Genomic DNA, 25,137 nt, shown 5'->3' with positions numbered 1-25,137 from the left:
GGAGGAAATGTCCGGCGCGCCCGTCGCACCGCACCGCGGCCCTGTCCACGCGTCCCCCACCACGTCGGCCCCGGCCGACGCATCCCAGGCGGAGACTATTTTCGAGGCTCGGGGCGTCAATCTGCGCTTCGGGGGCGTCCATGCGCTGACCGATGTCAGCTTCGGCATCCGCAAGGGCGAGTTGTTTTCCATCATCGGCCCCAACGGTGCGGGAAAGACCTCGATGGTCAACTGCATCTCCGGACGTTATCGGCCGACGGATGGCAAGGTCTTCTTCAAGGGCCGCGACGTGACGGGGATGACCCCGAACCACCGCGCGGCGCTCGGCATCGGCCGCACCTTCCAGAATCTGGCGCTGTTCGGGCACATGACCGTGCTCGACAACATCATGGTCGGCCGCCACCACCTGCTGAAGAACAACTTCCTGACCGGCCCGCTCTATTGGCTGAGCGGCGCCCGCAAGGAAGAGCTGTCCCACCGCCGCGAGGTGGAGGAGATCATCGATTTCCTCGAAATCCAGCATGTCCGCAAGGCGACCGCCGGCACCCTGTCCTACGGCCTGCGCAAGCGGGTGGAACTGGCCCGCGCCATCGCGCTGAAGCCGGACCTGATCCTGCTGGACGAGCCGATGGCCGGCATGAACCTGGAAGAGAAGGAGGACATGGCCCGCTACATCGTCGACCTCAACGAGGAGTTCGGCATGACCGTCGTCATGATCGAGCACGACATGGGCGTGGTCATGGACATCTCGCACCGGGTGATGGTGCTGGAGTTCGGCAAGAAGATCGCCGAGGGCGCGCCGGCCGAGGTGCTGGCCAACCCACGCGTCCGCCGCGCCTATCTGGGCGAGGACGACGACGAAGAGGCGCCGGCCGCGGCCGCCCCCGCCCACAAGGAGGTGGCGTGATGGCCCCGCCCAACCGTTCGGAATCCACCCTTCCGCCGACCATCCTTCCCGATCTGGCCGTGAACGACACGCTGCCGAAGCTGGTCGCGCTGCACGCGCGGGAGCATGGCGGCGAGATCGCCATGCGCGAGAAGGACTTCGGCATCTGGCGCACCTTCACCTGGGCGGACGTCCAGGCCCGCGTGCGCGCCTTCGCGCTCGGCATGACCAAGCTCGGCGTGGTGCCGGGCGAGGTGGTCGGGCTGCTCGGCGACAACCGCCCCGACTGGGTGATGGGCGAGGTCGCGACCCACGCGGTCCGCGGCTACAGCCTGGGCATCTACCGCGACGCGCTGGACGAGGAGGTGGCCTACCTCATCACCTACGCCGACGTGAAGGTGGTGTTCGCCGAGGATGAGGAGCAGGTCGACAAGCTGCTGAACCTCGCCGACCGGCTGCCGACCCTGCAGCACATCATCTATTCCGACCCGCGCGGCATGCGCAAATACCACGACCCGCGCCTGATGCCGGCCGCCGATCTGGTCCGGTTGGGCGAGGAACTGCACGCGCAGCAGCCCGACCTCTACGACCGTCTGGTGGCCGAGACCAGGGGAGAGGACGTGGCGATCCTCTGCACCACCTCCGGCACGACGTCGAACCCGAAGATGGCGATGCTGCCGGCCGGGCGGCTGATCCGCCACGTCGCCAGCTACCTGTCGGCCGATCCCAAGGGGCCGCAGGACGAGTATGTCTCGGTCCTGCCGCTGTCCTGGATCATGGAGCAGGTCTACGCCGTCGGCATGGGCATGGTGTCGCGGATGCGCGTGAACTTCGTCGAGGAAGCCGAGACGATGATGCACGACTTCCGCGAGATCGGGCCGAGCTTCGTGCTGTTCGCCCCCCGCCTGTGGGAACAGATCGCCGCCGACGTCCGCGCCCGCATGATGGACGCCTCGCCCTTCAAGCAGAAGATGTTCGATCTCGGCATGAAGCTGGGACTGGAGGCCTTGGCGAAAGGGCAGCGCTCCACCGTGGCCGACTGGATCCTGTTCCGCGCGCTGCGTGACCGGCTGGGCTTCACCAACCTGACCTCGGCGGCGACCGGCGGCGCGGCGCTGGGGCCCGACACCTTCAAGTTCTTCCAGGCGCTGGGCGTGCCGCTGCGCCAGATCTACGGCCAGACCGAGACGATGGGCGCCTACACCGTCCACCGCGGCACCGACGTCGATTTCGACACCGTCGGCGTGCCGTTCGACGACGGCATCGAGGTGAAGGTGATCGACGCCGACCACAACGGCGTCGGCGAGATCGTCACCCGCCACCCCAACATGTTCGCCGGCTACTACCGGAACGAGAACGCGACCGTCGCCGACATGCGCGACGGCTGGATGCACACCGGCGACGCCGGCTTCTTCGACAAGAAGGGCCATCTGGTCATCATCGACCGCATCAAGGACATCGCCACCACCGCGCGCGGCGACCGCTTCAGCCCGCAATACATCGAGAACAAGCTGAAGTTCAGCCCCTATGTCGCCGAGGCGGTGATCCTGGGCGACAAGCGCGAGTATCTGTCGGCGATCATCTGCATCCGCTTTCCCATCGTGTCGAAATGGGCGGAGAAGAACCGCATCACCTTCACCACCTACTCCGACCTGGCGTCGAAGCCGGAGGTGTACGAGCTGCTGCGGAGCGAGGTCGAGCGGGTCAACCAGACCCTGCCGGAGTACCAGCGCATCTCCAAGTTCCTGCTGCTCTACAAGGAGCTGGACGCCGACGATGGCGAGCTGACCCGCACCCGCAAGGTGCGCCGCGGCGTCATCGGCGAGAAGTACGGCACCATCATCGACAGCGTCTACGCCGGCCAGCCGACGATCGACGTCGACACGACGATCGCCTTCCAGGACGGCACCAAGCAGCGCATCCGCACGACGCTGACCGTCATCGACCTCGTGCCCGTTGCGGTGAAGAAGCCGCAGCCGGTCGCGGCGTGAGGAGGGCTGCGATGCGAACCGCAAACATTGCCCTCTCCCGTCCCGGGAGAGGGCGGGGACCCGTGCAGAGCACGGGGAGGGTGAGGGGGCCGGCAGGAAACGGGCGCCCTGATCCTTGGATGACCCCTCACCCGACCGCTTCGCGGTCCCCCTCTCCCGGGGCGGGAGAGGGAAAGAACGAGGCCACGCCATGACCCTTTTCCTTCAGCTTCTCGTCAACGGTGTGATCGTCGGCGCGCTGTATGGCGTGGTCGCCATGTCGTTCGTGCTGATCTACAAGGCCAGCCGCATCGTCAACTTCGCGCAGGGCGAGTTCCTGCTGATCGGCGCCTGGACCTGCTGGTGGCTGCTGACCAGCTGGCATCTGCCCTTCTGGATCGGCTTCCCGATCACGCTGGTCTTCATGCTGGTGTTCGGCGTCATCCTGCAGGTCGTCGTGCTGCGGCCGATGATCGGCGAGCCGATCATCTCGGTCATCATGGTGACGATCGGCCTGTCGATCGTCTTCCAGGCGGCGATGAAGTGGATGTTCGGCGTGTTCGCCAAGCCCTTCCCGCCGATCTTCGCCAGCCCGACCACCAACCTGTTCGGGTTGGAGGTGCAGACGGTCTACGTGGTGTCGCTGGGCATCTCGATCCTGATCATGGCCGGCTTCGGCTGGTTCTTCAAATACTCGCGCACCGGTCTGGCGATGCGGGCCACCGCCTTCGACCAGCAGGTGGCGCAGTCGCTCGGCATCTCGGTCCGCCGCATGTTCGCGATGAGCTGGGCGATCTCCGCCATGGTGTCGGCGGTGGCCGGCGTGACCGTCGGCGTGGTCAACGGCGTGTCGTCGGCCCTGTCGATCTTCGGCATCAAGGTCTTCCCGGCGGTGATCCTCGGCGGCCTGGACAGCGTCATCGGCGCGGTGCTGGGCGGCCTGATCGTCGGGGTGCTGGAGAATGTGGCGCAGTACGTCGACAGCCAGTGGCTGAACTGGGGCAACATGTACGAGATCGCCCCCTTCTACGTCCTGATCGCCATCCTGATGATCAAGCCTTACGGCCTGTTCGGCACCAAAGACATCGAGCGCGTGTGAGGCCCCCATGGCGAACGTCAGCATCATCCCGAGCGGCGACTTCAAGACGTCCTACGGGACCGACACCACCATCTTCCCGACCACCACCAGCCGCAACTTCGCGATCCTGGGCGTGATCCTGCTGCTGGCCTGCCCGGCCTTCATGGACCGCTTCTGGCTGAACATGCTGATCCAGATCGGCTATCTCGGCATCGCGGCGCTGGGGCTGAACATCCTGGTCGGCTTCACCGGCCAGATCTCGATCGGCCATTCCGCCTTCTTCGGCTTCGGCGCCTTCGCCTCGGCCTGGCTGAACAACCGCTGGGGCGTGCCGGTGGCGCTGGCCATCCCGCTGGCCGGTGTCGTCACCACCGGCGTCGGCCTGCTGTTCGGCATGCCGGCGGCCCGCCTGAAGGGCCTGTACCTCGCCATCGCCACGCTGGCGGCGCAGTACATCCTGCAGGATTTCTTCGCCCGGGCCGACTGGTTCACCGGCGGCACCAACGGCACCATCGCCGAGGCGCTGACCATCTTCGGCTTCTCCTTCGACACCGACGAGCGCTACTTCTATGTCGTGCTGGTGGCGATGGTGGTGATGTACATCCTGGCCACCAACCTGATGCGGACCCGTGACGGCCGCGCCCTGGTGGCGGTGCGCGACCATTACCTGTCCGCCGAGATCATGGGCATCAACCTGACCAAGTACCGGACGATGTCCTTCGGCATCTCGGCCTTCTACGCCGGCATCGGCGGCGCGCTCTACGCCCATTACCTGCAGTTCGTGTCGGTGGAGGGCTTCACCATCCTCTTCTCGATCCAGTTCCTGGGGATGATCATCATCGGCGGGCTGGGTTCGATCATGGGCACGCTGATGGGCACCGCCTTCATGGTGTTCCTGCCCGAGGCGATGCAGGCGCTGACCAAGCTGGTCAGCGGCACCGCCATCGACACCGCGCTGAACCTGAAGGACAACATCGCCTTCCTGCGCGAGATGTCGATCGGCCTCGTCATCATCCTGTTCCTGGTGTTCGAGCCCGACGGGCTGGCCCACCGCTGGAAGCAGATCAAGGCCTATTGGAAGCTCTACCCCTTCTCGCACTGAGGCCCGCTTCAAAAAGCCCCAACAAACAGAACCGAATAGGGAGTAAACGCAACATGACGACCAAGACCGCGCTGTTCGCCACCGCCGCCGTTCTTCTGGCGACCTCCGCCACCGCATACGCCGACATCCCGGTCGGCCATCTCGCCGACCAGTCCGGCGCCACCTCCGACGTCGGCGTGCCTTATGCGCAGGGCGTGTCGGACGCGCTCGCCTACATCAATTCCAAGGGCGGTATCAACGGCACCAAGCTGGCGGTCGACAGCGTCGACTACGGCTATCAGGCGCCGCGCGCCATCAGCCAGTACAAGAAATGGTCGTCGGGCAGCGACAAGATTGCCGCGCTGCAGGGCTGGGGCACCGCCGACACCGAGGCGCTGACCGGCTTTGTCGGCAAGGACGAGATCCCGGCCTATTCCGGTTCCTACTCCGGCCACCTGACCGACCCGGCCGGCAAGGGCCTGCACGGCTCCAAGCCGGCGCCCTACAACTTCTTCTACGGTCCGTCCTATTCCGACGCGCTGCGCGGCATGCTGACCTGGGCGGCCGAGGACTGGAAGAAGAAGGGCGGCCAGGGCAAGCCGAAATACGTCCACATGGGCGCCAACCACCCCTATCCCAACGCGCCCAAGGACGCCGGCGAGCAGCTGGCCAAGGAGCTGGGCTTCGACGTGCTGCCGGCCGTGCAGTTCGCGCTGACCCCCGGCGACTACACCGCCCAGTGCCTGACCCTGAAGGAGGCCGGCGCCAACTACGCCTATCTCGGCAACACCGCCGGCTCCAACATCTCGGTGCTGAAGGCCTGCCAGACGGTCGGCGCCAAGGTGCAGTTCATGGGCAACGTCTGGGGCATGGACGAGAACGCCGCCAAGGCCGCCGGCGCCGCCGCCGACGGCGTGGTGTTCCCGCTGCGCACCGCCGTCACCTGGAACGGCGACGCCCCGGGCATGAAGACGCTGAAGGAGATCTCCAAGCTCTCCGATCCGGACGGCGCCCACTACCGCCCGGTCCACTACCTCGCCGGGGTCTGCACCGCCTTCTACATGAAGGAGGCGATGGACTGGGCGTCGAAGAACGGCGGCGTCACCGGCCCGAACATCCGCAAGGGCATGTACCAGAAGAAGGACTGGGTCCCGGCCGGGCTGGAGGGCGTCTGCGTGCCGTCGACCTGGACCGACACCGACCACCGCGGCATGACGGCGGTCAACATCTACCAGGCCAAGGTCAGCGGCGATACCGGCGCCAGCGTCGATGACCTGGTCAAGGCCGGCACGATCAAGCTGGAGAAGCTGACCACCGTCGACGTCCCGCGCAAGCCGGAATGGCTCGGCTGGTAAGCCCGCACCCTGTGGCCCTTCCTCCGCCCCCTCGTGGGCGGGGGGAGGGCACTCCTCCTACCGAACGTCCTACCGAACGTCCAGGTGCCGCATGCTGAACACCGCCACGGCCGCTGTCGCCGCGCCGCCCGTCACGGCCGCCAAGCGGCTGATGCTGTCCGTCAACAACATCGAGGTCGTCTACAACGACGTGATCCTCGTGCTCCGCGGCCTGAGCCTGGAGGTGCCGGAGGGTGAGATCGTCGCCCTGCTGGGCGCCAACGGCGCCGGCAAGTCGACGACGCTGAAGGCGATCTCCGGCCTGCTGAAGACCGAGGACGGCGAGGTGACGCGCGGCGACATCACCTTCAATGGCGAGCGCATCAACGGCATCGACCCCGACCAGATCGTCCGCAAGGGCATCTTCCAGGTGATGGAGGGCCGGCGGATCATCGCCGACATGACCTGCCTGGAAAACCTGCGGCTCGGCGCCTACACCCGCCGCGACAACGGGGTGAAGGACGACCTGGACATGGTGTTCAGCTACTTCCCCCGGCTGAAGGAACGCACCGGGCTGGCCGGCTACCTGTCGGGCGGCGAGCAGCAGATGCTGGCGATCGGCCGCGCGATGATGGCAAGGCCGAAGCTGATCCTGATGGACGAGCCGAGCATGGGCCTGTCGCCGCTGATGGTGAAGGAGGTGTTCAGCATCGTCCAGCAGATCAACCGGGACCTCGGCGTCACCATCCTGCTGGTGGAGCAGAACGCCCGCATGGCGCTGCAGGCCGCGACGCGCGGCTACATCATGGAGAACGGCAAGGTCGTGCTGGACGGCACCGCCGAAGAGCTGCGCAACAACGAGGACGTGAAGGAATTCTACCTCGGCGGCGGCAACGAAGAGCGCAAGAGCTTCAAGAACCTGAAGAGCTTCAAGCGGCGCAAGCGCTGGATCTGAGCGGAGGCTGTCGGCCCCCTCCCTAACCCTCCCCCGCCTTTGGCGGGAGAGGGGACTGCCGCCGCATTTCGACCAGGCTCCTGTCCCCCTTTCCCGCCCTGGCGGGGGAGGGTCGGGGAGGGGGCAAGGCGGGCGACCCCTTAACGGACGAACGACCATGACCGACTTCTACGACGACCTCGAAACCCGTTCCTCCGACCGGCGCGAGGCCGAACTGTTCGCGGCGCTGCCCGCCCATCTCGATCACGCCAAGGCCGCCGCCCCCTATTTCCGCCACGTGCTGGCCGATGTGGACGCGGGCGCCATCCGCGACCGGGTGGCGCTGGCCACCCTGCCGGTGACGCGCAAGTCGGATCTGATCGCGATCCAGCAGGCGGCGCCGCCCTTCGGCGGTCTGGCGGCGGTCGAGATCGGCCGGCTGGCGCGGGTCTTCGCCTCGCCCGGGCCGATCCATGACCCGGAGCCGCACGGCAAGGACCCCTGGCGCAGCGCCCGCGCGCTGTTCGCCGCCGGCTTCCGCGCCGGCGACCTCGCGCACAACTGCTTCGCCTACCATCTCACCCCCGCCGGCTCGATGTTCGAGACGGGGGCGCACGCCATCGGCTGCGCCGTGATCCCGGCCGGCACCGGCAACACCGAGATGCAGGCCCAGGTGATATCCAGCCTGAAGCCGCGCGGCTACATCGGCACGCCGGACTTCCTGAAGATCATCCTGGAGAAGGGCGACGCGCTGGGGCTCGACGTCTCGTCGGTCCGCATCGCCAGCGTGTCGGGCGGCCCCTACCTGCCCGACGCCCGCGCCTTCTACGAGGCGCGCGGGCTGGCGGTCTACCAGTGCTACGGCACCGCCGACCTCGGCATCGTCGCCTACGAGACGCCGGCCCGCGCCGGGCTGGTGGTGGAGGAGGGCTGCATCGTCGAGATCGTCCGCCCCGGCACCGGCGACCCGGTGCCCGACGGCGAGGTCGGCGAGGTGGTGGTGACCATCTTCAACCCGGCCTACCCGCTGGTGCGCTTCGCCACCGGCGACCTGTCGGCGGTGCTGCCGGGCGTCAGCCCCTGCGGGCGCACCAACATGCGGCTGAAGGGCTGGATGGGCCGCGCCGACCAGACGACCAAGGTCAAGGGCATGTTCGTCCACCCGTCCCAGGTCGCCGAGGTGCTGCGTCGCCACCCGCAGATCGCCCGCGCCCGGTTGGTCGTCGGCCGCCAGGACGCCAGCGACACCATGACCCTGCGCTGCGAGGCGGAGGAGACGGGCGAGGCGCTGGCCGCCGCGGTGCGCGAGACGCTGGCGTCGGTAACCAAGCTGAAGGGCGTGGTCGAGTTCGCCGGGCCGGGAACCCTGCCCAACGACGGCAAGGTGATCGACGACACCCGGGGTTAGGCCCCCACCTAACCTCCCCCGCTGGGCGGGGGAGGGACTGCCGCCTCTCTCCCGCTTCAGCACTTGTTCCCTCCCCCGCCCAGCGGGGGAGGGTTTAGGGTGGGGGGAACCGCCTCAACTCAGCACGCCGCGTCCGCCGACGGCATCAGGTCGTATTGTGGCTGGTAGCCGGGCAGGGCGCGGATGCGGTCGGCCCAGGCCTGGACGTTGGGGTAGTCGGCCGCCTCGATCGCCGATTCGTTCATCAGGTCGATCCAGGGGAAGGCGAAGATGTCGGCGATGGTCAGCCGGTCGCCCTCGATGAATTGGCGGCCGGCCAGATGCTGGTCGAACAGCCGCATCCCGCTCACCGCCGAGGCGTCGATCCAGGGCAGGGCGTTGGCGTCACCGTTGAACTTGCGCACCGCGCGGGCGCGCTGGACCGGCAGCAGAACGTCGGCGAGCCAGCTCAGCCATTCGGCGATGCGGATCGTCTCATCCTCGTCACGGCCGCCGAACTTGCCGGTCTGCTGGGCAAGGTAGGTCAGGATCACGCTCGATTCGGACACCGAGCGGTCGCCGTGCACCAGCGTCGGCACCCGGCCGAACCGGTTGATCGCCTGGTATTCCGGGGTCTTCTGCTGCCCGCTGCGCAGGTCGACGTGGCGGTATTGGAAGGGAATGCCGGCCAGCCGGAAGAACAGCGCGATGCGGGTCGCCGGCTGCGAGTTCACGTTGCCGTGCAGGATGAAGGGGGCGGTCACGATGGCTCTGTCTCCCTGATGCGCGGGGCCCGACGCGCCGGGCGGCCCGATTTGCGGCGAGGATGACCTCAATCGGGTGGTGTGCGCCAGTGGAAAGCGAGCATTCGGGATCCCGAATGGACGGCCGCCGCGACGGGACGCAACACCGAAGGACGATGACTCTGTCCGGCGGGCCGGCTTGACCGAAAAGTTCGAAATCGTTAGACACGGTGCTACAAACAGTTGTTGCCGTCGTCTTGCGGCCCGTCGCCCCGGCGGCGTCGCATGCTGCGGATGATTCCGGCGTTTGCGCACCACCCGGATGGCGAGATGATGGACAGGGCCGAGAAGACGCGGACGATCCTCGTGGACGAGGACAATGCGCTGATGCGTAAGCTGTTCGTCCGCTGCCTGGAGGAGGGCGGCTTCAGCGTCGTCGAGACGGCCGACCCCGTCACCGTGCTGGACCTGATGCGCGACCGGACGCCGGATCTGGTAGCGATGGACATCGTCATGCCGGGGTTGTCGGGGCTGGAGCTGATCAAGTGCATCCGCGCCGACGGGGCGCTGTCCACCAAGCCCAGGGAATTCCAGTCCGTCGTCGCCGGATTCCTGGCCGCCTGAGGGCGCTTCACGAGGAACTAAGGCAGGGGAGCCGAAGGTCATGGCGCGTTATCTGGTTACCGGCGGCTGCGGCTTCATCGGCTCGCACCTGATCGAGCGGCTGCTGGCCGCCGGGCACGAGGCGCGGGTGCTCGACGACCTGTCGACCGGCACGCGCGAAAACCTGCCGGCCGGCGTGGCGGTGACGGTCGGCGACGTCGCCGACGCCGCGGCGGTCGAGGCGGCGATGGCCGGCATCGACGGCTGCTTCCATCTGGCGGCGGTGGCCTCGGTCGACCGCTCGCGCGAGGCGTGGCTGGCGACGCACCACGCCAACCTGTCCGGCACCATCGCGGTGTTCGACGCGGCGCGGCGGGCCAACCCACGCGGGCCGGTGCCGGTGGTCTACGCCTCGTCCGCCGCGGTGTATGGCGACAACCCCGACACCCCGCTGACGGAGGATGCGGCGACCCGGCCGCTGTCGGCCTACGGCGCCGACAAGCTGGGCTGCGAGTTGCACGCGCGCGTCGCCGACGGCGTGCACGGCGTGCCGACGACCGGCTTCCGCTTCTTCAACGTCTATGGCCCGCGGCAGGACCCGAAATCGCCCTATTCCGGCGTGATTTCCATTTTCGCCGGCCGGATCGCGGCTGGGGAGCCGGTCACCATCAACGGCGACGGCGAACAGGTGCGCGACTTCGTCTATGTCGGGGATCTGGTGCGCTACCTGACCGCGGCGATGGACAGCCCACGCGCCGGTGCCCCGGTGTTCAACGTCTGCACCGGCCGCCCGACCACGGTCAACCGGCTGGCGCAGGTACTGGCCGACCTGTCGGGCCGGCCGCTCGACCGCCGGTCCGGCCCGGCGCGGCCCGGTGACATCCGGGTGTCGATCGGCGACCCGGCCCGTCTGGTCGCCGCTTTCGGCATGAGCTGCGACACGCCGCTGGAAGACGGGCTGCGCGCCACGCTGGCGTGGCTCGGGTGACCGCCGCCCCTCGGCGTCAGCTGATGCCGAGGTAGCGGCCCGGCTTGTGGTTGATCGCCAGCAGCATGTTGACGATGGTGGCGCCGACCACCGACAGCAGCAGCCGGTCGGGGGCGAGCACGAAGAAGGCGGCGGCCAGGATGGTCAGGTCGACACCGAGCTGGAAATAGCCGGCACGGATGCCGTAGCGCTCCTGCAGGTAGATCGCCAGGATGTTGACGCCGCCCAGCCCGGTGCGGTGGCGGAACAGCATCAACAGGCCGGTGCCGCACAGGCCGCTGCCGATCACCGTGGCGTAGACCGGGTCGAGATGGTCGAAGCCGATCCATTGGTCGGTCAGGCGCGAGAACAGCGTCACCAGCCCGACGGCGATGAAGGTCCGCAGCGTGAACTTCCAACCCAGCCGCTTCCACGCCAGGGCGTAGAAGGGCAGGTTGATCGCGAAGAAGATGACGCCGAACTGGACATGGGTGATGTAGCTCACCAGCAGGGCGACGCCGGCCATGCTGCCGGTCAGCAGCGTCGTCTTGGCGTAGAGCAGCATGCCCAGCGCGATGAACAGCGTGCCGAACAGCATCGCCAGCGCGTCTTCGTAGAGCTGGTGGCGTTCGGCCGCGCCCTGGGCGTCGGCTTGCGTGTCGGCCTGGGCGTCTACCGCCGGAACCGTGTTGGTCATCCGCGTCCGCTCCGGTCAGCGCAGGGCGGCGAACTTGGCCACCACGTCGTCCACCTCGGCCGTCTTCAGGCCGGCGATGTTGATGCGGCCCGAAGTCGGCATGTAGATCGCGTGGTCGGCGCGCAGGCGCAGCACCTCCGCCTCCGTCAGCGGCAGCAGGGAGAACATGCCCTCCTGCTCCGCCACGGCGGCCAGCGCCGGGAAGGTGCCGGCGAGGCCGGCGGCGAGCTTGCGGCGGATGCCGGTGATGCGGGCGCGCATGGCGTCCAGCTCCGCCGTCCAGTCGGCGGTCAGCGCCGCGTCGCCGAGGATGGTGCGCACCACGGCGGCGCCATGGTCGGGCGGCATCGAATAGCTGGTGCGGGCCAGCCCCATCAGGTTGGACTTGGCGAGATCGGCCGGGCCGGGCGTCGCGGCGACGGCGAAGATGGCGCCGGTGCGCTCGCGGTAGAGGCCGAAGGACTTCGACGACGACACGGCGACCAGCGTTTCCGGCACCGCGCCGATCAGGTGGCGCAGGCCGGCGGCGTCCTCGTCCAGCCCGCGGCCGAAGCCCTGGTAGGCGAGATCGACCAGCGGCAGCACGCCGCGCTTTTCCATCAGCACGGCCAGGGTTGCCCACTGGTCGAGCGACAGCGGCGCGCCGGTCGGGTTGTGGCAACTGCCGTGCAGCAGGGCGACGTCGCCCGGCCCGGCGGCGTCGATCGCCGCGATCATGCTGTCGAACAGCACGGTCTGGCTGGCGCGGTCGAAGAAGGGATGGCCGACGACCTCAAGCCCGGCGGCGGCGAAGATGCCGACATGGTTCGGCCAGGTCGGCTGGCCGACCAGGACGCGTTTGGCCCCGCCGCGCAGCACCAGATCGGCCGCCAGCCGCAGCGCGCCCGACCCGCCCGGCGTCTGCACGCCGGCCGCCGACACCCGCGTCCCCGCCGTCCCGCCGATCAGCGACCACAGCCGCTCCAGATACAGCGCGTCGCCCTCCAGCCCGAGATAGGCCTTGCTGTCCTGCCCGTCGAGCAGCAGCCGTTCCGCCGCCTTGACCGCGCGGAAGATCGGGGTGCGCCCCTCCTCGTCCCGATAGACGCCGACGCCGAGATCGACCTTGCCCGGCCGCGGATCCTGCTTGTAGAGGCCGATCAGGGCGAGCAGGGCGTCGTCGGGCTGGCGGGAGAGCGCGTTGAACATGGCGGTCGGTCCGGTCCTGGCAGTGGGTGGTTCGCGGTGGCGCCGGCCGGGGGACCGGGCGGTGCGATCCTCCACCTTCGCGGCGGCGGAGACAATGGCGTTGTGCGCGATCCAACAGGTGTTTGACCTTTCAATATTTGAATGTTAAAACATTTGTCAGGCCAGCAAACGGAGGGCGGCACCGGTCGCCCGGTCTGGTCCCGACACGCCTGTCCCCATTTGGGAGGAACACGCATGCGCATCGTCTGCATCGGCGGCGGTCCGGCCGGGCTCTATTTCGGGCTGCTGATGAAGAAGCGGCATCCCGCCCACGCGGTGACGGTGGTGGAGCGCAACCGGCCCTACGACACCTTCGGTTGGGGGGTGGTGTTCTCCGACGCGACGATGGTGGCGATGCGGGAGTGGGATCCCGAAACCGCGACGGCGATCGAGCAGGCCTTCAACCATTGGGACGACATCGAGGTCCTGATCAAGGGCCGCCGCATGCGGACCAGCGGGCATGGCTTCGTCGGCATCGGCCGCAAGACGCTGCTGAACATCCTGCAGCGGCGCTGCGAGGATCTGGGCGTCGAGCTGCGGTTCGAGCATGAGGTGGACAGCGACCTGGAGTTCCCCGACGCCGACCTGATCGTCGCCGCCGACGGGGTGAACTCGCGCATCCGCCAGCGCTATGAGGACGTGTTCCGGCCCGACATGCTGGTGCGGCCCAACCGCTACATCTGGCTCGGCACCAAGAAGCGCTTCGACGCCTTCACCTTCGATTTCCGCAAGACCGAACACGGCTGGTTCCAGGCCCACATCTACAAGTTCGACGACACCACCTCGACCTTCATCGTCGAGACGACGGAGGAGACGTTCCAGGCCCACGGGCTGGACAAGGCCGACCTGCCGGGCTCCATCGCCTTCTGCGAAACCGTGTTCGCGGAGGTGCTGGAGGGGGCGCCGCTGCTGTCCAACGCGCGGCACCTGCGCGGCTCGGCCTGGCTGAACTTCAACCGGCTGGTCTGCGGCGCCTGGAGCCATTTCAACGGCCGCAGCCACGTCGTGCTGATGGGCGACGCCGCCCACACCGCGCACTTCGCCATCGGCTCCGGCACCAAGCTGGCGGTCGACGACGCCATCGAGCTGACCCGCCAGTTCGAGCGTTTCGGCCACGGCGCCGACCGCATTCCCGAGGTGTTGGCCGCCTATGAGGAGGTGCGGCGGGTCGATGTCGCCCGCATCCAGAACGCGGCGCGCAACGCCATGGAGTGGTTCGAGGTGGTCGGCACCCGCTACGCCGACCGGCTGGAGCCGGAGCAGTTCATGTATTCGATGCTGACCCGCTCGCAGCGGATCAGCCACGAGAATCTGCGACTGCGCGACCCGGCGTGGCTGGAGGGCTACGAGCGCTGGTTCGCCGACCGCCTCACCCCGGCCAGGGCTCCAGAGGGCACCACGGGAAGCGGACGCCCGCCGCCGCCGATGCTGACGCCGTTCCGCCTGCGCGAGTTGACGCTGGCGAACCGCGTCGTCGTCTCGCCGATGGCGATGTATTCGGCGGTGGATGGGGTGCCGGGCGACTTCCATCTGGTCCATCTCGGCTCGCGCGCGCTGGGCGGGGCGGGGCTGGTGTTCGGCGAGATGACCTGCGTGTCGGCCGATGCCCGCATCACCCCCGGCTGCCTCGGCCTGTGGAACGAGGCGCAGGCGGCGGGTTGGCGCCGCATCGTCGACTTCGTCCACGCCAATTCCGACGCGAAGGTCGCGATCCAGCTCGGCCATGCCGGGCGCAAGGGAGCGACGCGGCGCGGCTGGGAGGGCATCGACCAGCCGCTGGACGAGGGAGAGGCGTGGCCGCTGATCTCCGCCTCCGCCCTGCCGTACCTGCCGAACTCCCGGGTGCCGCGGGCGATGGACCGCGCCGACATGGACCGGGTGGTGGAGGAGTTCCGCCGGGCGACGGCGCTGGCGGCCACGACGGGCGCCGACCTGCTGGAACTGCACGCCGCCCACGGCTACCTGCTGTCCAGCTTCCTGTCGCCGCTGACCAACCGCCGCACCGACGAGTGGGGCGGCAGCCACGAGAACCGCGCCCGCTTCCCGCTGGAGGTGTTCCGCGCCATCCGCGCGGTCTGGCCGGCCGACAAGCCGATCTCGGTCCGGCTGTCCTGCCACGATTGGGCGGAGGGAGGCAACACGCCCGACGACGCGGTGGTCTTCGCCCGCCTGTTCCAGCAGGTCGGCGCCGACATCATCGACTGCTCGTCCGGGCAGGTGGTGAAGGACGACGCGCCGGTCTATGGCCGCCTGTACCAGACGCCCTTCTCCGACCGCATCCGCAACGAGCTGGGCATCCCGACCATCGCGGTCGGCGCGATCTCCGAGGCCGACCACGCCAACTCGATCATCGCCGCCGGGCGCGGCGACCTGTGCGCCATCGCCCGCCCGCATCTGGCCGACCCGGCCTGGACCCTGCACGAGGCGGCGCGGATCGGGGTGACCGACATCCCCTGGCCCAAGCAGTACCGGTCGGGCAAGACCCAGTACGAAACCAACCTCGCCCGCGCGGCGGCAACGGAAGGCCGGTGAGCATGGCGGCTGACCACACACCAACCGCCGGTCCGCTGGCCGGCCGCCACGCCCTGGTCACCGGGGCCGGCGGGGGCATCGGCCGCGCCATCGCCACCGCGCTCGCCGGGGCCGGCGCCCGCGTCAGCCTCGCCGGCCGCCGGGCCGAGCCGTTGCGGGACTTGGCCGCCGAGATCGGCACCGAACGGGCGCTGGCGCTGCCGGGCTTCGACGTCACCGATCCCACCGCCGTCGCCCGCGGGCTGGAGACGGCGCGCGCCGCTTTCGGTCCCGTCGGCATCCTGGTCAACAACGCCGGGGAGGCGCCGAGCGCCGCCTTCGAGGCGACCGGGCTGGAGCTGTGGAACCGCGTGCTGGCGGTCGACCTCACCGGGGTGTTCCTGGTGACGCAGGCGGTGCTGCCCGACCTGAAGGCGCAGGCGCCGGGCGCCCGCATCGTCAACGTGGCGTCGACCGCCGGGCTCAGCGGCTATCCCTATGTCGCGGCCTATTGCGCCGCCAAGCACGGCGTCGTCGGGCTGACCCGGGCGCTGGCGCTGGAACTCGCGCGCAGCGGCGTCACCGTCAACGCGGTGTGCCCCGGCTTCACCGACACGCCGCTGCTGGACGGCGCCATCCGCACCATCACCGGCAAGACCGGCCGCACCGCCGAGGAGGCCGCCGCGACGCTGGCCCGCGCCAACCCGCAAGGCCGCCTCGTCCAGCCGCGGGAGGTCGCCGACGCCGTGCTGTGGCTCGCCTCGCCGGGGGCGTCGTCGGTCAATGGGCAGGCGATCCCGGTGGATGGCGGCGAAGTGATGGCCGGCTGACGCCCGGCTTGACACACAGGGAGGACCGACGTCGTGAAGAAGCGCCCGTTCAAGGACCACAAGGCCGAGAATTTCCTGTTCGAGACCAGCGAGGACGGCCGCGTCGCCACCGTCCGGCTGAACCGGCCGGAGCGCAAGAACCCGCTGACCTTCGACAGCTACGCCGAGCTGCGCGACCTGTTCCGCGACCTCGCCCACGCCGCCGACGTGCGGGCGGTGGTGCTGACCGGGGCGGGCGGCAACTTCTCCTCCGGCGGTGACGTGTTCGAGATCATCGAGCCGCTGACCAAGATGGCGATGCCGGAACTGCTGGCCTTCACCCGGATGACCGGCGACGTCGTCAAGGCGATGCGCAAATGCCCGCAGCCGATCGTCGCCGCCGTCGACGGCGTGTGCGCCGGAGCCGGGGCGATCCTGGCGATGGCGTCGGATCTGCGGCTGGCGACGCCGCGGGCCAAGACCGCCTTCCTGTTCACCCGCGTCGGGCTGGCCGGCGCCGATATGGGCGCCTGCGGGATCCTGCCGCGCATCATCGGCCAGGGCCGCGCCGCCGAACTGCTGTTCACCGGCCGCGCCATGAGCGCCGAGGAGGGGCTGGCCTGGGGCTTCCACAACCGGATCGTCGCGCCGGACGCCGTGGAGGCGGAAGCGGCGGTGCTGGCCCGCTCCCTGGCCGACGGCCCGTGGTTCGCCCATGGCATGACCAAGACCATGCTGAACCAGGAATGGGCGATGGGGCTGGACGAGCTGATCGAGGCCGAGGCCCAGGCCCAGGCGATCTGCATGGCGACCAACGACTTCCGCCGCGCCTTCGAGGCGTTCGCCGCCAAGGAAACACCCGCCTTCAAGGGGGATTGAGACCGTGACCGCCAATTCGTCCGTGGCCCCGTCCCCGCTCGCCGGACCGACCCGCGACCATCTCGACTGGCCGTTCTTCGACCCGGAGCACCGCGCCTTCGCCGAACGGCTCGACCGCTTCGCCGTTTCGCCGGCGCTGACCGACATCGACCATGACGACGTCGACGCCGCCTGCCGGACGCTGGTGCGGCGGCTGGGCGCGGCCGGGCTGCTCGACGCCTGCGTGGCGTCGGAGGCGCCGGACGGCCCGCCGATCGACTCCCGGCGGGTCTGTCTGGCGCGCGAGACGCTGGCGTGGCACGACGGGCTGGCCGACTTCGCCTTCGCCATGCAGGGGCTGGGCACCGGCGCCATCGGGCTGGCGGGATCGTCGGCGCTGAAGGCCGCCGTGCTGCCGCGGGTGCGGTCGGGCGAGTGGCTCGCCGCCTTCGCCCTGTCGGAACCGGACGCCGGGTCGGACGTCGCCGCGATGGCCTGCGCCGCCCGCGCCGACGGCGATTCCTATGTGCTGGACGGCGAGAAGACCTGGATTTCCAACGGCGGCATCGCCGACGTCTACACCATCTTCGCCCGCACCGGCGAGGCGCCGGGCACCCGCGGCATCTCCGCCTTCGTCGTGTTCGCCGACGATCCCGGCTTCTCGGTGGTGGAGCGCATCGCGGTGATGGCACCGCACCCGCTGGCCCGCATCCGCTTCGAGAATTGCCGCATCCCGGCCGACCGCCGGCTCGGCGCCGCCGGGGAGGGCTTCAAGATCGCCATGCGGACGCTCGACATCTTCCGCGCCTCGGTCGCCGCCGCGGCGCTCGGCTTCGCCCGGCGCGCGCTGGACGAGGCGCTGGCCCACGCCCGGACGCGGCGGATGTTCGGCGGCACGCTGGCCGACCTGCAACTGACCCAGGCGGCGCTCGGCACCATGGCGACCGGCATCGACGCCGCGGCGCTGCTGACCTACCGCGCGGCGTGGCGCCGCGACGTGCAGCGGCTGCCGACCACGCGCGAGGCGGCGATGGCGAAGATGACCGCCACCGAAACCGCGCAGAGCGTGATCGACCGCGCGGTGCAGATGTTCGGTGGGCGCGGCGTGCGCAGCGGCGAGCTGGTCGAGCGGCTCTACCGCGAGATCCGCGCGCTCCGCATCTACGAGGGCGCCACCGAGGTGCAGACGCTGATCGTCGCCCGCGAGCTGCTGAAAGGCGGGGGCTGATGGCCGACCCGACAACGACAGGCTTCCTCACCCGCCGCACCGTGCGGTTCGCCGACTGCGATCCCGCCGGCATCGTCTATTTCCCACGCTGCTTCGACATGCTGAACGGCGTGGTCGAGGATTGGTGGGCGGCGATGGGCTTCCCCTGGCGCGTCACCATTCCCGAGCGCCGGATCGGCATCCCCACCGTCGCCATGGCCGCGACCTTCGTCGCGCCGTCGATGCTGGGCGACGAGCTGGTCTGCACGCTGGTGGTGGCGCGGATCGGCGGCGCCTCGCTGGAACTGCGCCACGCGGTGACCGGCGACGGCGGGCTGCGCTTCCGCGCCGAGCAGACCCTGGTGTGCACCGACCTGACGACCCACAAGGCGCAGCCCTGGCCCGACGATCTCCGCCTCGCCATGACCCGTTTCCTGGAGACTGACCATGCACAGCATCCTTCAGCCTGACGGCTGGGCGAAGCCCATCGGCTACGCCAACGGCGTCGCCGCCCGCGGCCGGATGATCTTCGTCGGCGGCCAGATCGGCTGGAACGCACAATGCGCGTTCGAGACCGACGATCTGGCGGAACAGGTGCGCCAGACCCTGGCCAACATCGTCGCCGTCCTGGCCGAAGCCGGGGCCGGGCCGCAGCACGTCACCTCGCTGACCTGGTACGTGACCGACAAGGCCGACTACCTCGCCAGCCGCAAGGCCATCGGCGCCGCCTACCGCGAGGTGATGGGCCGGCACTTCCCGGCGATGGCGGTGGTCCAGGTCACCGCCCTGATGGAAGACCGCGCCAAGGTCGAGATCCAGGCCCACGCCGTCGTTCCGGACTGACACGCGCCGCGGCGAAAGGACCGTTGCGCGAACATTTGAACATTAAAAATTCCACCTTGAAAGCACCGGGTATCGGGATCATCGTTCCGCAACGGCACTGGTCGAGAGGACTGACAATGCTCGGACCGACAGCGCACACCGACAGCTTCACACGGGACCATCTGCCTCCCGCCGACCTGCAGCCCGACTTCCTGCTGGACGGCTTCGTCTATCCCGAACGGCTCAACGCCGCGGTCGAGCTGACCGACCGCATGGTGGAGAAGGGGTTCGGCGACCATGTCGCGCTGATCGGCAACGGCCGGCGGCGGACCTACAAGGAACTGGCGGACTGGACCAACCGCATCGCCCACGCGCTGGTCGAGGATTACGGGATCGAGCCCGGCAACCGCGTGCTGATCCGCTCGGCCAACAACCCGGCGATGGTCGCCTGCTGGCTGGCGGCGACCAAGGCCGGGGCGGTGGTGGTCAACACCATGCCGATGCTGCGCGCCGGCGAACTGGCGAAGATCGTCGACAAGGCGGAGGTCGGCTTCGCGCTGTGCGACACCCGGCTGATGGACGACCTGATGGAGTGCGCCGCCGGCAGCCGCTTCCTGAAGCGGGTGGTCGGCTTCGACGGCACCGCCAACCATGACGCGGAGCTGGACCGGGTGGCGCTGGACAAGCCGGTGCGTTTCCAGGCGGTCGACACCGGGCGCGACGACGTGGCGCTGCTGGGCTTCACCTCCGGCACCACGGGGCAGCCCAAGGCGACGATGCATTTCCACCGCGACCTGCTGATCATCGCCGACGGTTATGCGCGCGAGGTGCTGGGCGTCACCCCCGACGACGTCTTCGTCGGCTCGCCGCCGCTGGCCTTCACCTTCGGGCTGGGCGGGCTGGCGGTGTTCCCGCTGCGCTTCGGCGCGACGGCGACGCTGCTGGAGCACGCCTCGCCGGCCAACATGATCGCCATCATCGAAACCTACAAGGCGACGGTCTGCTTCACCGCGCCGACCGCCTACATCGCCATGCTGGCGGCGATGGAGGGCGGCGCCGACCTGTCGAGCCTGCGCGTCGCCGTCTCCGCCGGGGAGACGCTGCCGGCCCCGGTCTTCCGCAACTGGATGGAGAAGACCGGCAAGCCGATGCTGGACGGCATCGGCGCCACCGAGATGCTGCACATCTTCATCTCCAACCGGCTGGGCAGCGCGCAGCCCGGCGCCACCGGTCGGCCGGTCGGCGGTTACGAGGCGAAGATCGTCGACGAGGACATGAACGAGCTGCCGCGCGGCACCATCGGCCGGCTGGCGGTGCGCGGACCGACCGGCTGCCGCTACCTCGCCGACCCGCGGCAGGCCGACTATGTGCGCGGCGGCTGGAACCTGACCGGCGACAGCTTCATCCAGGACGAGGACGGCGTCTTCCACTTCGCGGCGCGCTCGGACGACATGATCATCTCGTCCGGCTACAACATCGCCGGCCCGGAGGTGGAGGCGGCGCTGCTGACCCACCCGGAGGTTCGTGAATGCGCGGTGATCGGCGTCGCCGACGACCAGCGCGGCCAGATCGTCCAGGCCCATGTCGTGCTGGCGCCGGGTGTCGTGCCGGACGACGCCACCGCCAAGCGCCTGCAGGACCACGTCAAGGCGACGATCGCCCCGTACAAATACCCGCGCTCGGTGGTGTTCGTCGATGCGTTGCCCAAGACCGCCACCGGCAAGCTGCAACGTTTCCGCCTGAAGGAGCGGGCCTGATCCATGACCGATTTCAACCGGACGCGCGCCCAGTTCCGCCTTCCCGACGGCGTGATCTACCTGGACGGCAACTCGCTGGGGCCGCTGCCGGTCGCCGCCGAACAGCGGGTGGCCCGCACCCTGACCGAGGAATGGGGCACGCAGCTGATCCGCGGCTGGAACAGCGCCGGCTGGATGACGCAGCCGCGCGCCATCGGCGACCGTGTCGCCCGGCTGATCGGCGCCCCGCCGGGCAGCGTGGTGATGGGCGACACGCTGTCGATCAAGGTCTACCAGGCGCTGGCGGCGGCGCTGGCGCTGCGGCCCGGCCGCAAGGTGATCCTGTCGGACAGCGGCAACTTCCCGACCGACCTCTACATGGCCGAAGGGCTGATCGCCACGCTTGGCCAGGGCCATGTCCTGCGGGTGGTCGAGCCGGAGGCGGTGGAGGCCGCCATCGGCGACGATCTGGCCGTGCTGATGCTGACCGAGGTCGATTACCGGACCGGGCGGCTGCACGACATGGCGGCGCTGACCGCCAGGGCGCACGCCGCCGGGGCACTGACCGTCTGGGACCTCGCCCATTCCGCCGGGGCGCTGCCGGTCGATCTGCTGGGCGCCGGGGCCGATTTCGCCGTCGGCTGCACCTACAAGTACCTGAACGGCGGCCCCGGCGCGCCGGCCTTCATCTATGTGGCGCCGGACCATGCCGACACCGCGCGCCCGGCGCTGTCCGGCTGGATGGGGCATGAGGCGCCCTTCGCCTTCGACCGCTCCTACCGCCCCGGCGAGGGGATCGAGCGGATGCGCGTCGGCACCCCGCCGGTGATCGCGCTGGCCGCGCTCGACGCCGCGCTGGACGTCTGGGACGGGGTCGACATGGCCGACATCCGCCGCACGTCCATCGCGCTGTGCGACCTGTTCATCGGGCTGGTCGAGGCGACCTGCCCGGAGCTGGAACTGGCCTCCCCCCGCGACGGAACGCGGCGCGGCAGCCAGGTGTCGTTCCGCCACCCGCAGGGCTACGCCGTGATGCAGGCGCTGATCGACCGGGGCGTCATCGGCGACTTCCGGGCGCCCGACGTGCTGCGCTTCGGCTTCACCCCGCTCTACATCGGCGCCGACGAGGTGCGGGCCGCGGTGGCGGTGCTGCAACAGGTTCTGGACGCCCGGCTGTGGGACCGTCCCGACTATCACAGGAAGGCGATCGTCACATGAGCGGCCCCGACCCGAAGAAGCCCTACGACCCGGCGGACGAAGGCGCGCAGATGGCCTTCGACGGGCGGATGTCCTACGGCGATTACCTGCAGCTCGACCGCATCCTCGGCGCGCAGGCGCCGCGCTCCACCGCGCATGACGAGATGCTGTTCATCATCCAGCACCAGACGTCGGAGCTGTGGATGCGGCTGGCCATCTACGAGATCCGCGCCGCCCGCGACGCCATCCGCGACGACCGGCTGTCACCGGCCTTCAAGATGCTGAGCCGGGTTGCCCGCATCTTCGAGCAGTTGAACTCCGCCTGGGATGTGCTGCGCACGATGACGCCCAGCGAATACACCAAGTTCCGCGGCGATCTCGGCCAGTCCTCCGGCTTCCAGTCCTACCAGTACCGCGAGATCGAGTATCTGCTGGGCAACCGCAACGCGGCGATGCTGCGCCCGCACGCCCACCGGCCGGAGATCCGCGCCCTGCTGGAGGCGGAGCTGACCCGCCCCAGCCTGTATGACGAGGCGCTGCGCCTGCTCGCCCGCAACGGCATCCCGGTGCCCGACGCGGTGCTGAGCCGCGACGTGTCGCAGACCCACCAGCCGCAGGACGGCGTGACCGAGGCGTGGCGTCAGGTCTACCAGGACCCGGAACGGCACTGGCCGCTCTACGAGCTCGCCGAGAAGCTGGTGGATTTCGAGGATTACTTCCGCCGCTGGCGCTTCAACCACGTCACCACGGTGGAGCGGGTGATCGGCTTCAAGCGCGGCACCGGCGGCACCGGCGGCGTGTCCTACCTGCGCAACATGCTGGCGGTGGAGCTGTTCCCCGAACTCTGGCGCGTCCGCACGGTGTTGTGAGCCGGTCGCGCTCGACATCGGCGTGCGGAAGCGGGACAGTCCCCCGGATGAGGCGGACGGGAAAGGGCGGATGATGGCAGCGAAGGTCCCCGGCGCGCGCAAACGGAAAAGCGACGACGCCCCGGCCCCGGTTGCGGAGCCGGTCACGGAACAGGCGACGGAGCGCGGCGCCGGCGGGCACGCCGACATCCGGCTGTGGCTGCGCCTGCTGTTCTGCGCCGGCCGGATCGAATCGGTGCTGCAGAGCCGGATCACCGGCGAGTTCGGCATCACGCTGTCGCGCTTCGACCTGCTGGCGCAGCTGGAGCGGGTCGATGGCGGGCTGACCATGACCGAGGTGTCGCAGCGGATGATGGTGTCGAACGGCGCCATCACCAGTCTGGTCGACCGGCTGGTCGATGATGGCTTCGTCGTGCGCGAGGTGCATCCGCAGGATCGCCGCACCAACATCATCCGCCTGACCCACCACGGCCGGGAGCGCTTCCTCGCCATGGCGCAGGAGCATGAACGCTGGGTCGCCGGCCTGCTGGACGGGCTGGACGACACGGTCAAGGCGACGCTGCTCGACGGGCTGGGCCGATTGAAGCAGCATCTGGAAAAAGCGACCGCCTGACCGATCCCCGCAGGACGAGAGAGAGCACGATGCCACCGACCGCAAATCAGGCGATCACCGACTGGGATGACGCCTATGCCAACACCGCCCACATCGACGGGGGTGCCGGCTATCCGGCCAAATGGGCGGAGCAGGCCGCCGGCTTCCGCGCCGCGATGACGGACGCCGGGCGGGCCGAGCTGGACCGGCCCTATGGCGAGGCCGCGCGCGAGCGCTTCGACCTGTTCACGCCGGAGGGGCCGGCGAAGGGCACGGTCGTCTTCGTGCATGGCGGTTACTGGATGGCGTTCGAGCCGTCACGCTGGTCGCATCTGGCCGCCGGGGCGCTGGCGCGGGGCTGGCGCGTCGCCATGCCCGGCTACACCCTGTGCCCGGACATCCGCATCGCCGGCATCACCCGGCAGATCGGCCGGGCCGTCACCGCGATTGCCGAGGCGGCCCCCGGTCCGCTGCGGCTGACCGGCCATTCGGCCGGCGGCCATCTGGTCAGCCGGATGCTGTGCGCCGACAGCCCGCTGGCGCCCGCGGTGCGCGGGCGGATCGGCCATGTCGTGTCGATCAGCGGCCTGCACGACCTGCGCCCGCTGCGGAACACCCGGATGAACGACACGCTGCGCCTCGACGAGGCGGAGGCGGTCGCCGAAAGCCCGGCGCTGTCGCGCCCGCTGCCGGGGGCGTCGATCACATGCTGGGTCGGTGCGGCGGAACGGCCGGAATTCGTCCGGCAGAACGCCCTGCTCGCCAACGTCTGGCGCGGGCTGGGCGCGGCGACCGCCGTGCGGGAGGAGGCGGGCCGCCACCATTTCAATGTCATCGACGACCTGACCGACCCGGCGTCGGACCTCGTCGCCGCGCTTCTCGCCGGCTGACTGCGGCCCCCGTCACTCCTGCTGCATCTCCTGGATGTAGCTGGTCAGGGCGCAACTGGCGTTCAGCATGTGGGCGCGCATGCAGCGGGCGGCCTCGTCGCCGTCGCCGCGGGCCATGGCCTCCAGGATGCGGCCATGCTCGGCGTGGGACTGGATCAGGCGGTCGCCCTTGCGCAGCTGGGTGCGGCGGAAGGCGGCGAGCCGGGCGCGGATGCCGACCGCCTGCTCCGCCATGAACTGGTTGTGGGTCGCGCGGTAGATCGCCTCGTGGAAGGCGCGGTTGAAGCCGTCATAGGCGCCGATGTCGCCGGCCCGCACCATCTCGGCCGAGGCGTCCTGCATTTCCTGCAAGCGGCTGCGTTCGATCGGCGTGATCCGGTAGGTCGCCAGCCGGACGCACATCGCCTCGACCTCGGCGGTGGTTTCGAACATGTCCATGATGCGGTCGGGCGTCATCGTCGCGACGACGACGCCGCGCCGCGGCCGCACCTCCACCATGCCGGTGGTGCCGAGCTGGCGCAGCGCCTCGCGGACCGGGGTGCGCGAGGCGCCGAAGCGCGAGGCGATCTGCTGCTCGTCCAGCGGCGTTCCCGGCTTCAGCCGTCCCGTCGTGATCTCGTCGGACAGCGCCAGCCGGATCTGATCGGACAGCAGCCCTTTCTCTTCCGACGGCGCATCGGCGTCGATCTGTGCGATCTGGGGCTCGATATGATCCATCACCCAACCTCCGGCGTCCAAC

At 69.5% G+C, this 25,137-nt stretch carries 24 protein-coding genes; 20 read left to right on the top strand and 4 right to left on the bottom strand.

The window, feature by feature from the left end; genetic code table 11:
* The first annotated feature begins 7 nt into the window (after positions 1-7).
* The 7 genes from TSO352_RS23715 (at position 8) to TSO352_RS23685 (ending at position 8,691) form a co-directional block, all read left to right on the top strand.
* Positions 8-907, top strand: coding sequence for an ABC transporter ATP-binding protein (locus TSO352_RS23715; RefSeq protein WP_199231704.1), 900 nt, complete (start codon positions 8-10; stop codon positions 905-907).
* Positions 907-2,877, top strand: coding sequence for a long-chain fatty acid--CoA ligase (locus TSO352_RS23710; RefSeq protein ID WP_199231703.1), 1,971 nt, complete (start codon positions 907-909; stop codon positions 2,875-2,877). The genes TSO352_RS23715 and TSO352_RS23710 overlap by 1 nt, the downstream gene beginning before the upstream one ends.
* A 190-nt stretch (positions 2,878-3,067) precedes the next feature.
* Positions 3,068-3,955 (top strand): branched-chain amino acid ABC transporter permease, encoded by an 888-nt coding sequence (locus TSO352_RS23705; protein WP_109109627.1) that lies wholly within the window; start codon positions 3,068-3,070, stop codon positions 3,953-3,955.
* A 7-nt stretch (positions 3,956-3,962) separates the two neighbouring features.
* Positions 3,963-5,036: a branched-chain amino acid ABC transporter permease gene (locus tag TSO352_RS23700; protein ID WP_109109626.1), complete on the top strand. Its 1,074-nt coding sequence runs from the start codon at positions 3,963-3,965 to the stop codon at positions 5,034-5,036.
* A gap of 53 nt (positions 5,037-5,089) precedes the next feature.
* Positions 5,090-6,370 carry an ABC transporter substrate-binding protein gene (locus tag TSO352_RS23695; RefSeq protein WP_109109625.1) on the top strand — a complete coding sequence of 427 codons (1,281 nt, stop codon included), beginning with the start codon at positions 5,090-5,092 and terminating at the stop codon, positions 6,368-6,370.
* Positions 6,371-6,521: 151 nt separating this feature from the next.
* On the top strand, positions 6,522-7,304 hold the full coding sequence (locus tag TSO352_RS23690; RefSeq protein WP_247872525.1) for an ABC transporter ATP-binding protein: 783 nt from the start codon (positions 6,522-6,524) through the stop codon (positions 7,302-7,304).
* 157 nt (positions 7,305-7,461) lie between these two features.
* Complete coding sequence (locus TSO352_RS23685) at positions 7,462-8,691, top strand: AMP-binding protein (RefSeq protein ID WP_109109623.1); 1,230 nt, start codon at positions 7,462-7,464, stop codon at positions 8,689-8,691.
* A gap of 119 nt (positions 8,692-8,810) precedes the next feature.
* Here the strand turns inward: TSO352_RS23685 and TSO352_RS23680 are convergent, their stop codons facing one another.
* Positions 8,811-9,434: a glutathione S-transferase family protein gene (locus TSO352_RS23680; RefSeq protein ID WP_109109622.1), complete on the bottom strand. Its 624-nt coding sequence runs from the start codon at positions 9,432-9,434 to the stop codon at positions 8,811-8,813.
* Positions 9,435-9,743: 309 nt separating this feature from the next.
* Here TSO352_RS23680 and TSO352_RS23675 point away from each other — a divergent pair, with 309 nt between their 5' ends.
* Positions 9,744-10,037 carry a response regulator gene (locus tag TSO352_RS23675; protein WP_109109621.1) on the top strand — a complete coding sequence of 98 codons (294 nt, stop codon included), beginning with the start codon at positions 9,744-9,746 and terminating at the stop codon, positions 10,035-10,037.
* Positions 10,038-10,077: 40 nt separating this feature from the next.
* The gene (locus tag TSO352_RS23670) at positions 10,078-11,004 is read left to right on the top strand and encodes an NAD-dependent epimerase/dehydratase family protein (RefSeq protein ID WP_109109620.1); all 927 of its coding nucleotides are present in this window, start codon (positions 10,078-10,080) and stop codon (positions 11,002-11,004) included.
* A gap of 16 nt (positions 11,005-11,020) precedes the next feature.
* Here TSO352_RS23670 and TSO352_RS23665 read toward each other — a convergent pair whose 3' ends face one another.
* Together TSO352_RS23665 and TSO352_RS23660 are read right to left on the bottom strand one after the other, a co-directional pair.
* A complete protein-coding gene (locus TSO352_RS23665) occupies positions 11,021-11,680 on the bottom strand; it encodes a YitT family protein (RefSeq protein WP_109109619.1) in 660 nt (219 codons plus the stop codon).
* A 15-nt stretch (positions 11,681-11,695) separates the two neighbouring features.
* Positions 11,696-12,868 carry an amino acid aminotransferase gene (locus TSO352_RS23660; protein WP_109109618.1) on the bottom strand — a complete coding sequence of 391 codons (1,173 nt, stop codon included), beginning with the start codon at positions 12,866-12,868 and terminating at the stop codon, positions 11,696-11,698.
* Between the two features lie 234 nt (positions 12,869-13,102).
* Between TSO352_RS23660 and TSO352_RS23655 the strand changes: the two genes are divergently transcribed.
* The 11 genes from TSO352_RS23655 (at position 13,103) to TSO352_RS23605 (ending at position 24,398) form a co-directional block, all read left to right on the top strand.
* Positions 13,103-15,439: a bifunctional salicylyl-CoA 5-hydroxylase/oxidoreductase gene (locus TSO352_RS23655; RefSeq protein ID WP_109109617.1), complete on the top strand. Its 2,337-nt coding sequence runs from the start codon at positions 13,103-13,105 to the stop codon at positions 15,437-15,439.
* Positions 15,440-15,441: 2 nt separating this feature from the next.
* The gene (locus TSO352_RS23650; RefSeq protein ID WP_109109616.1) at positions 15,442-16,248 is read left to right on the top strand and encodes an SDR family NAD(P)-dependent oxidoreductase; all 807 of its coding nucleotides are present in this window, start codon (positions 15,442-15,444) and stop codon (positions 16,246-16,248) included.
* Positions 16,249-16,281: 33 nt separating this feature from the next.
* Complete coding sequence (locus TSO352_RS23645; RefSeq protein ID WP_109109615.1) at positions 16,282-17,106, top strand: enoyl-CoA hydratase family protein; 825 nt, start codon at positions 16,282-16,284, stop codon at positions 17,104-17,106.
* A 4-nt stretch (positions 17,107-17,110) separates the two neighbouring features.
* A complete protein-coding gene (locus tag TSO352_RS23640) occupies positions 17,111-18,313 on the top strand; it encodes an acyl-CoA dehydrogenase family protein (protein ID WP_247872350.1) in 1,203 nt (400 codons plus the stop codon).
* Positions 18,313-18,762 (top strand): thioesterase family protein, encoded by a 450-nt coding sequence (locus TSO352_RS23635; RefSeq protein WP_109109614.1) that lies wholly within the window; start codon positions 18,313-18,315, stop codon positions 18,760-18,762. Before TSO352_RS23640 ends, TSO352_RS23635 begins: the two co-directional genes overlap by 1 nt.
* Complete coding sequence (locus TSO352_RS23630; protein ID WP_109109613.1) at positions 18,740-19,135, top strand: RidA family protein; 396 nt, start codon at positions 18,740-18,742, stop codon at positions 19,133-19,135. The genes TSO352_RS23635 and TSO352_RS23630 overlap by 23 nt, the downstream gene beginning before the upstream one ends.
* 116 nt (positions 19,136-19,251) lie before the next feature.
* Entirely contained in the window at positions 19,252-20,871 is a 1,620-nt protein-coding gene (locus tag TSO352_RS23625) for a benzoate-CoA ligase family protein (protein WP_109109612.1), read from the top strand.
* A gap of 3 nt (positions 20,872-20,874) precedes the next feature.
* Positions 20,875-22,068: a kynureninase gene (kynU, locus tag TSO352_RS23620; RefSeq protein WP_109109611.1), complete on the top strand. Its 1,194-nt coding sequence runs from the start codon at positions 20,875-20,877 to the stop codon at positions 22,066-22,068.
* A complete protein-coding gene (gene kynA / locus TSO352_RS23615; protein ID WP_109109610.1) occupies positions 22,065-22,916 on the top strand; it encodes a tryptophan 2,3-dioxygenase in 852 nt (283 codons plus the stop codon). The genes kynU and kynA overlap by 4 nt, the downstream gene beginning before the upstream one ends.
* Before the next feature lie 70 nt (positions 22,917-22,986).
* Complete coding sequence (locus tag TSO352_RS23610; protein ID WP_247872348.1) at positions 22,987-23,529, top strand: MarR family transcriptional regulator; 543 nt, start codon at positions 22,987-22,989, stop codon at positions 23,527-23,529.
* Between the two features lie 29 nt (positions 23,530-23,558).
* A complete protein-coding gene (locus TSO352_RS23605) occupies positions 23,559-24,398 on the top strand; it encodes an alpha/beta hydrolase (RefSeq protein ID WP_109109609.1) in 840 nt (279 codons plus the stop codon).
* A gap of 12 nt (positions 24,399-24,410) precedes the next feature.
* Here TSO352_RS23605 and TSO352_RS23600 read toward each other — a convergent pair whose 3' ends face one another.
* Positions 24,411-25,115 carry a GntR family transcriptional regulator gene (locus tag TSO352_RS23600; RefSeq protein ID WP_109109608.1) on the bottom strand — a complete coding sequence of 235 codons (705 nt, stop codon included), beginning with the start codon at positions 25,113-25,115 and terminating at the stop codon, positions 24,411-24,413.
* Between the last annotated feature and the right edge of the window lie 22 nt (positions 25,116-25,137).

Source organism: Azospirillum sp. TSO35-2, from assembly GCF_003116095.1.
GTDB lineage: Bacteria > Pseudomonadota > Alphaproteobacteria > Azospirillales > Azospirillaceae > Azospirillum.
Note: the sequence above shows the minus strand (reverse complement) of the source record. Positions and strands in the feature narration are given on the sequence as shown.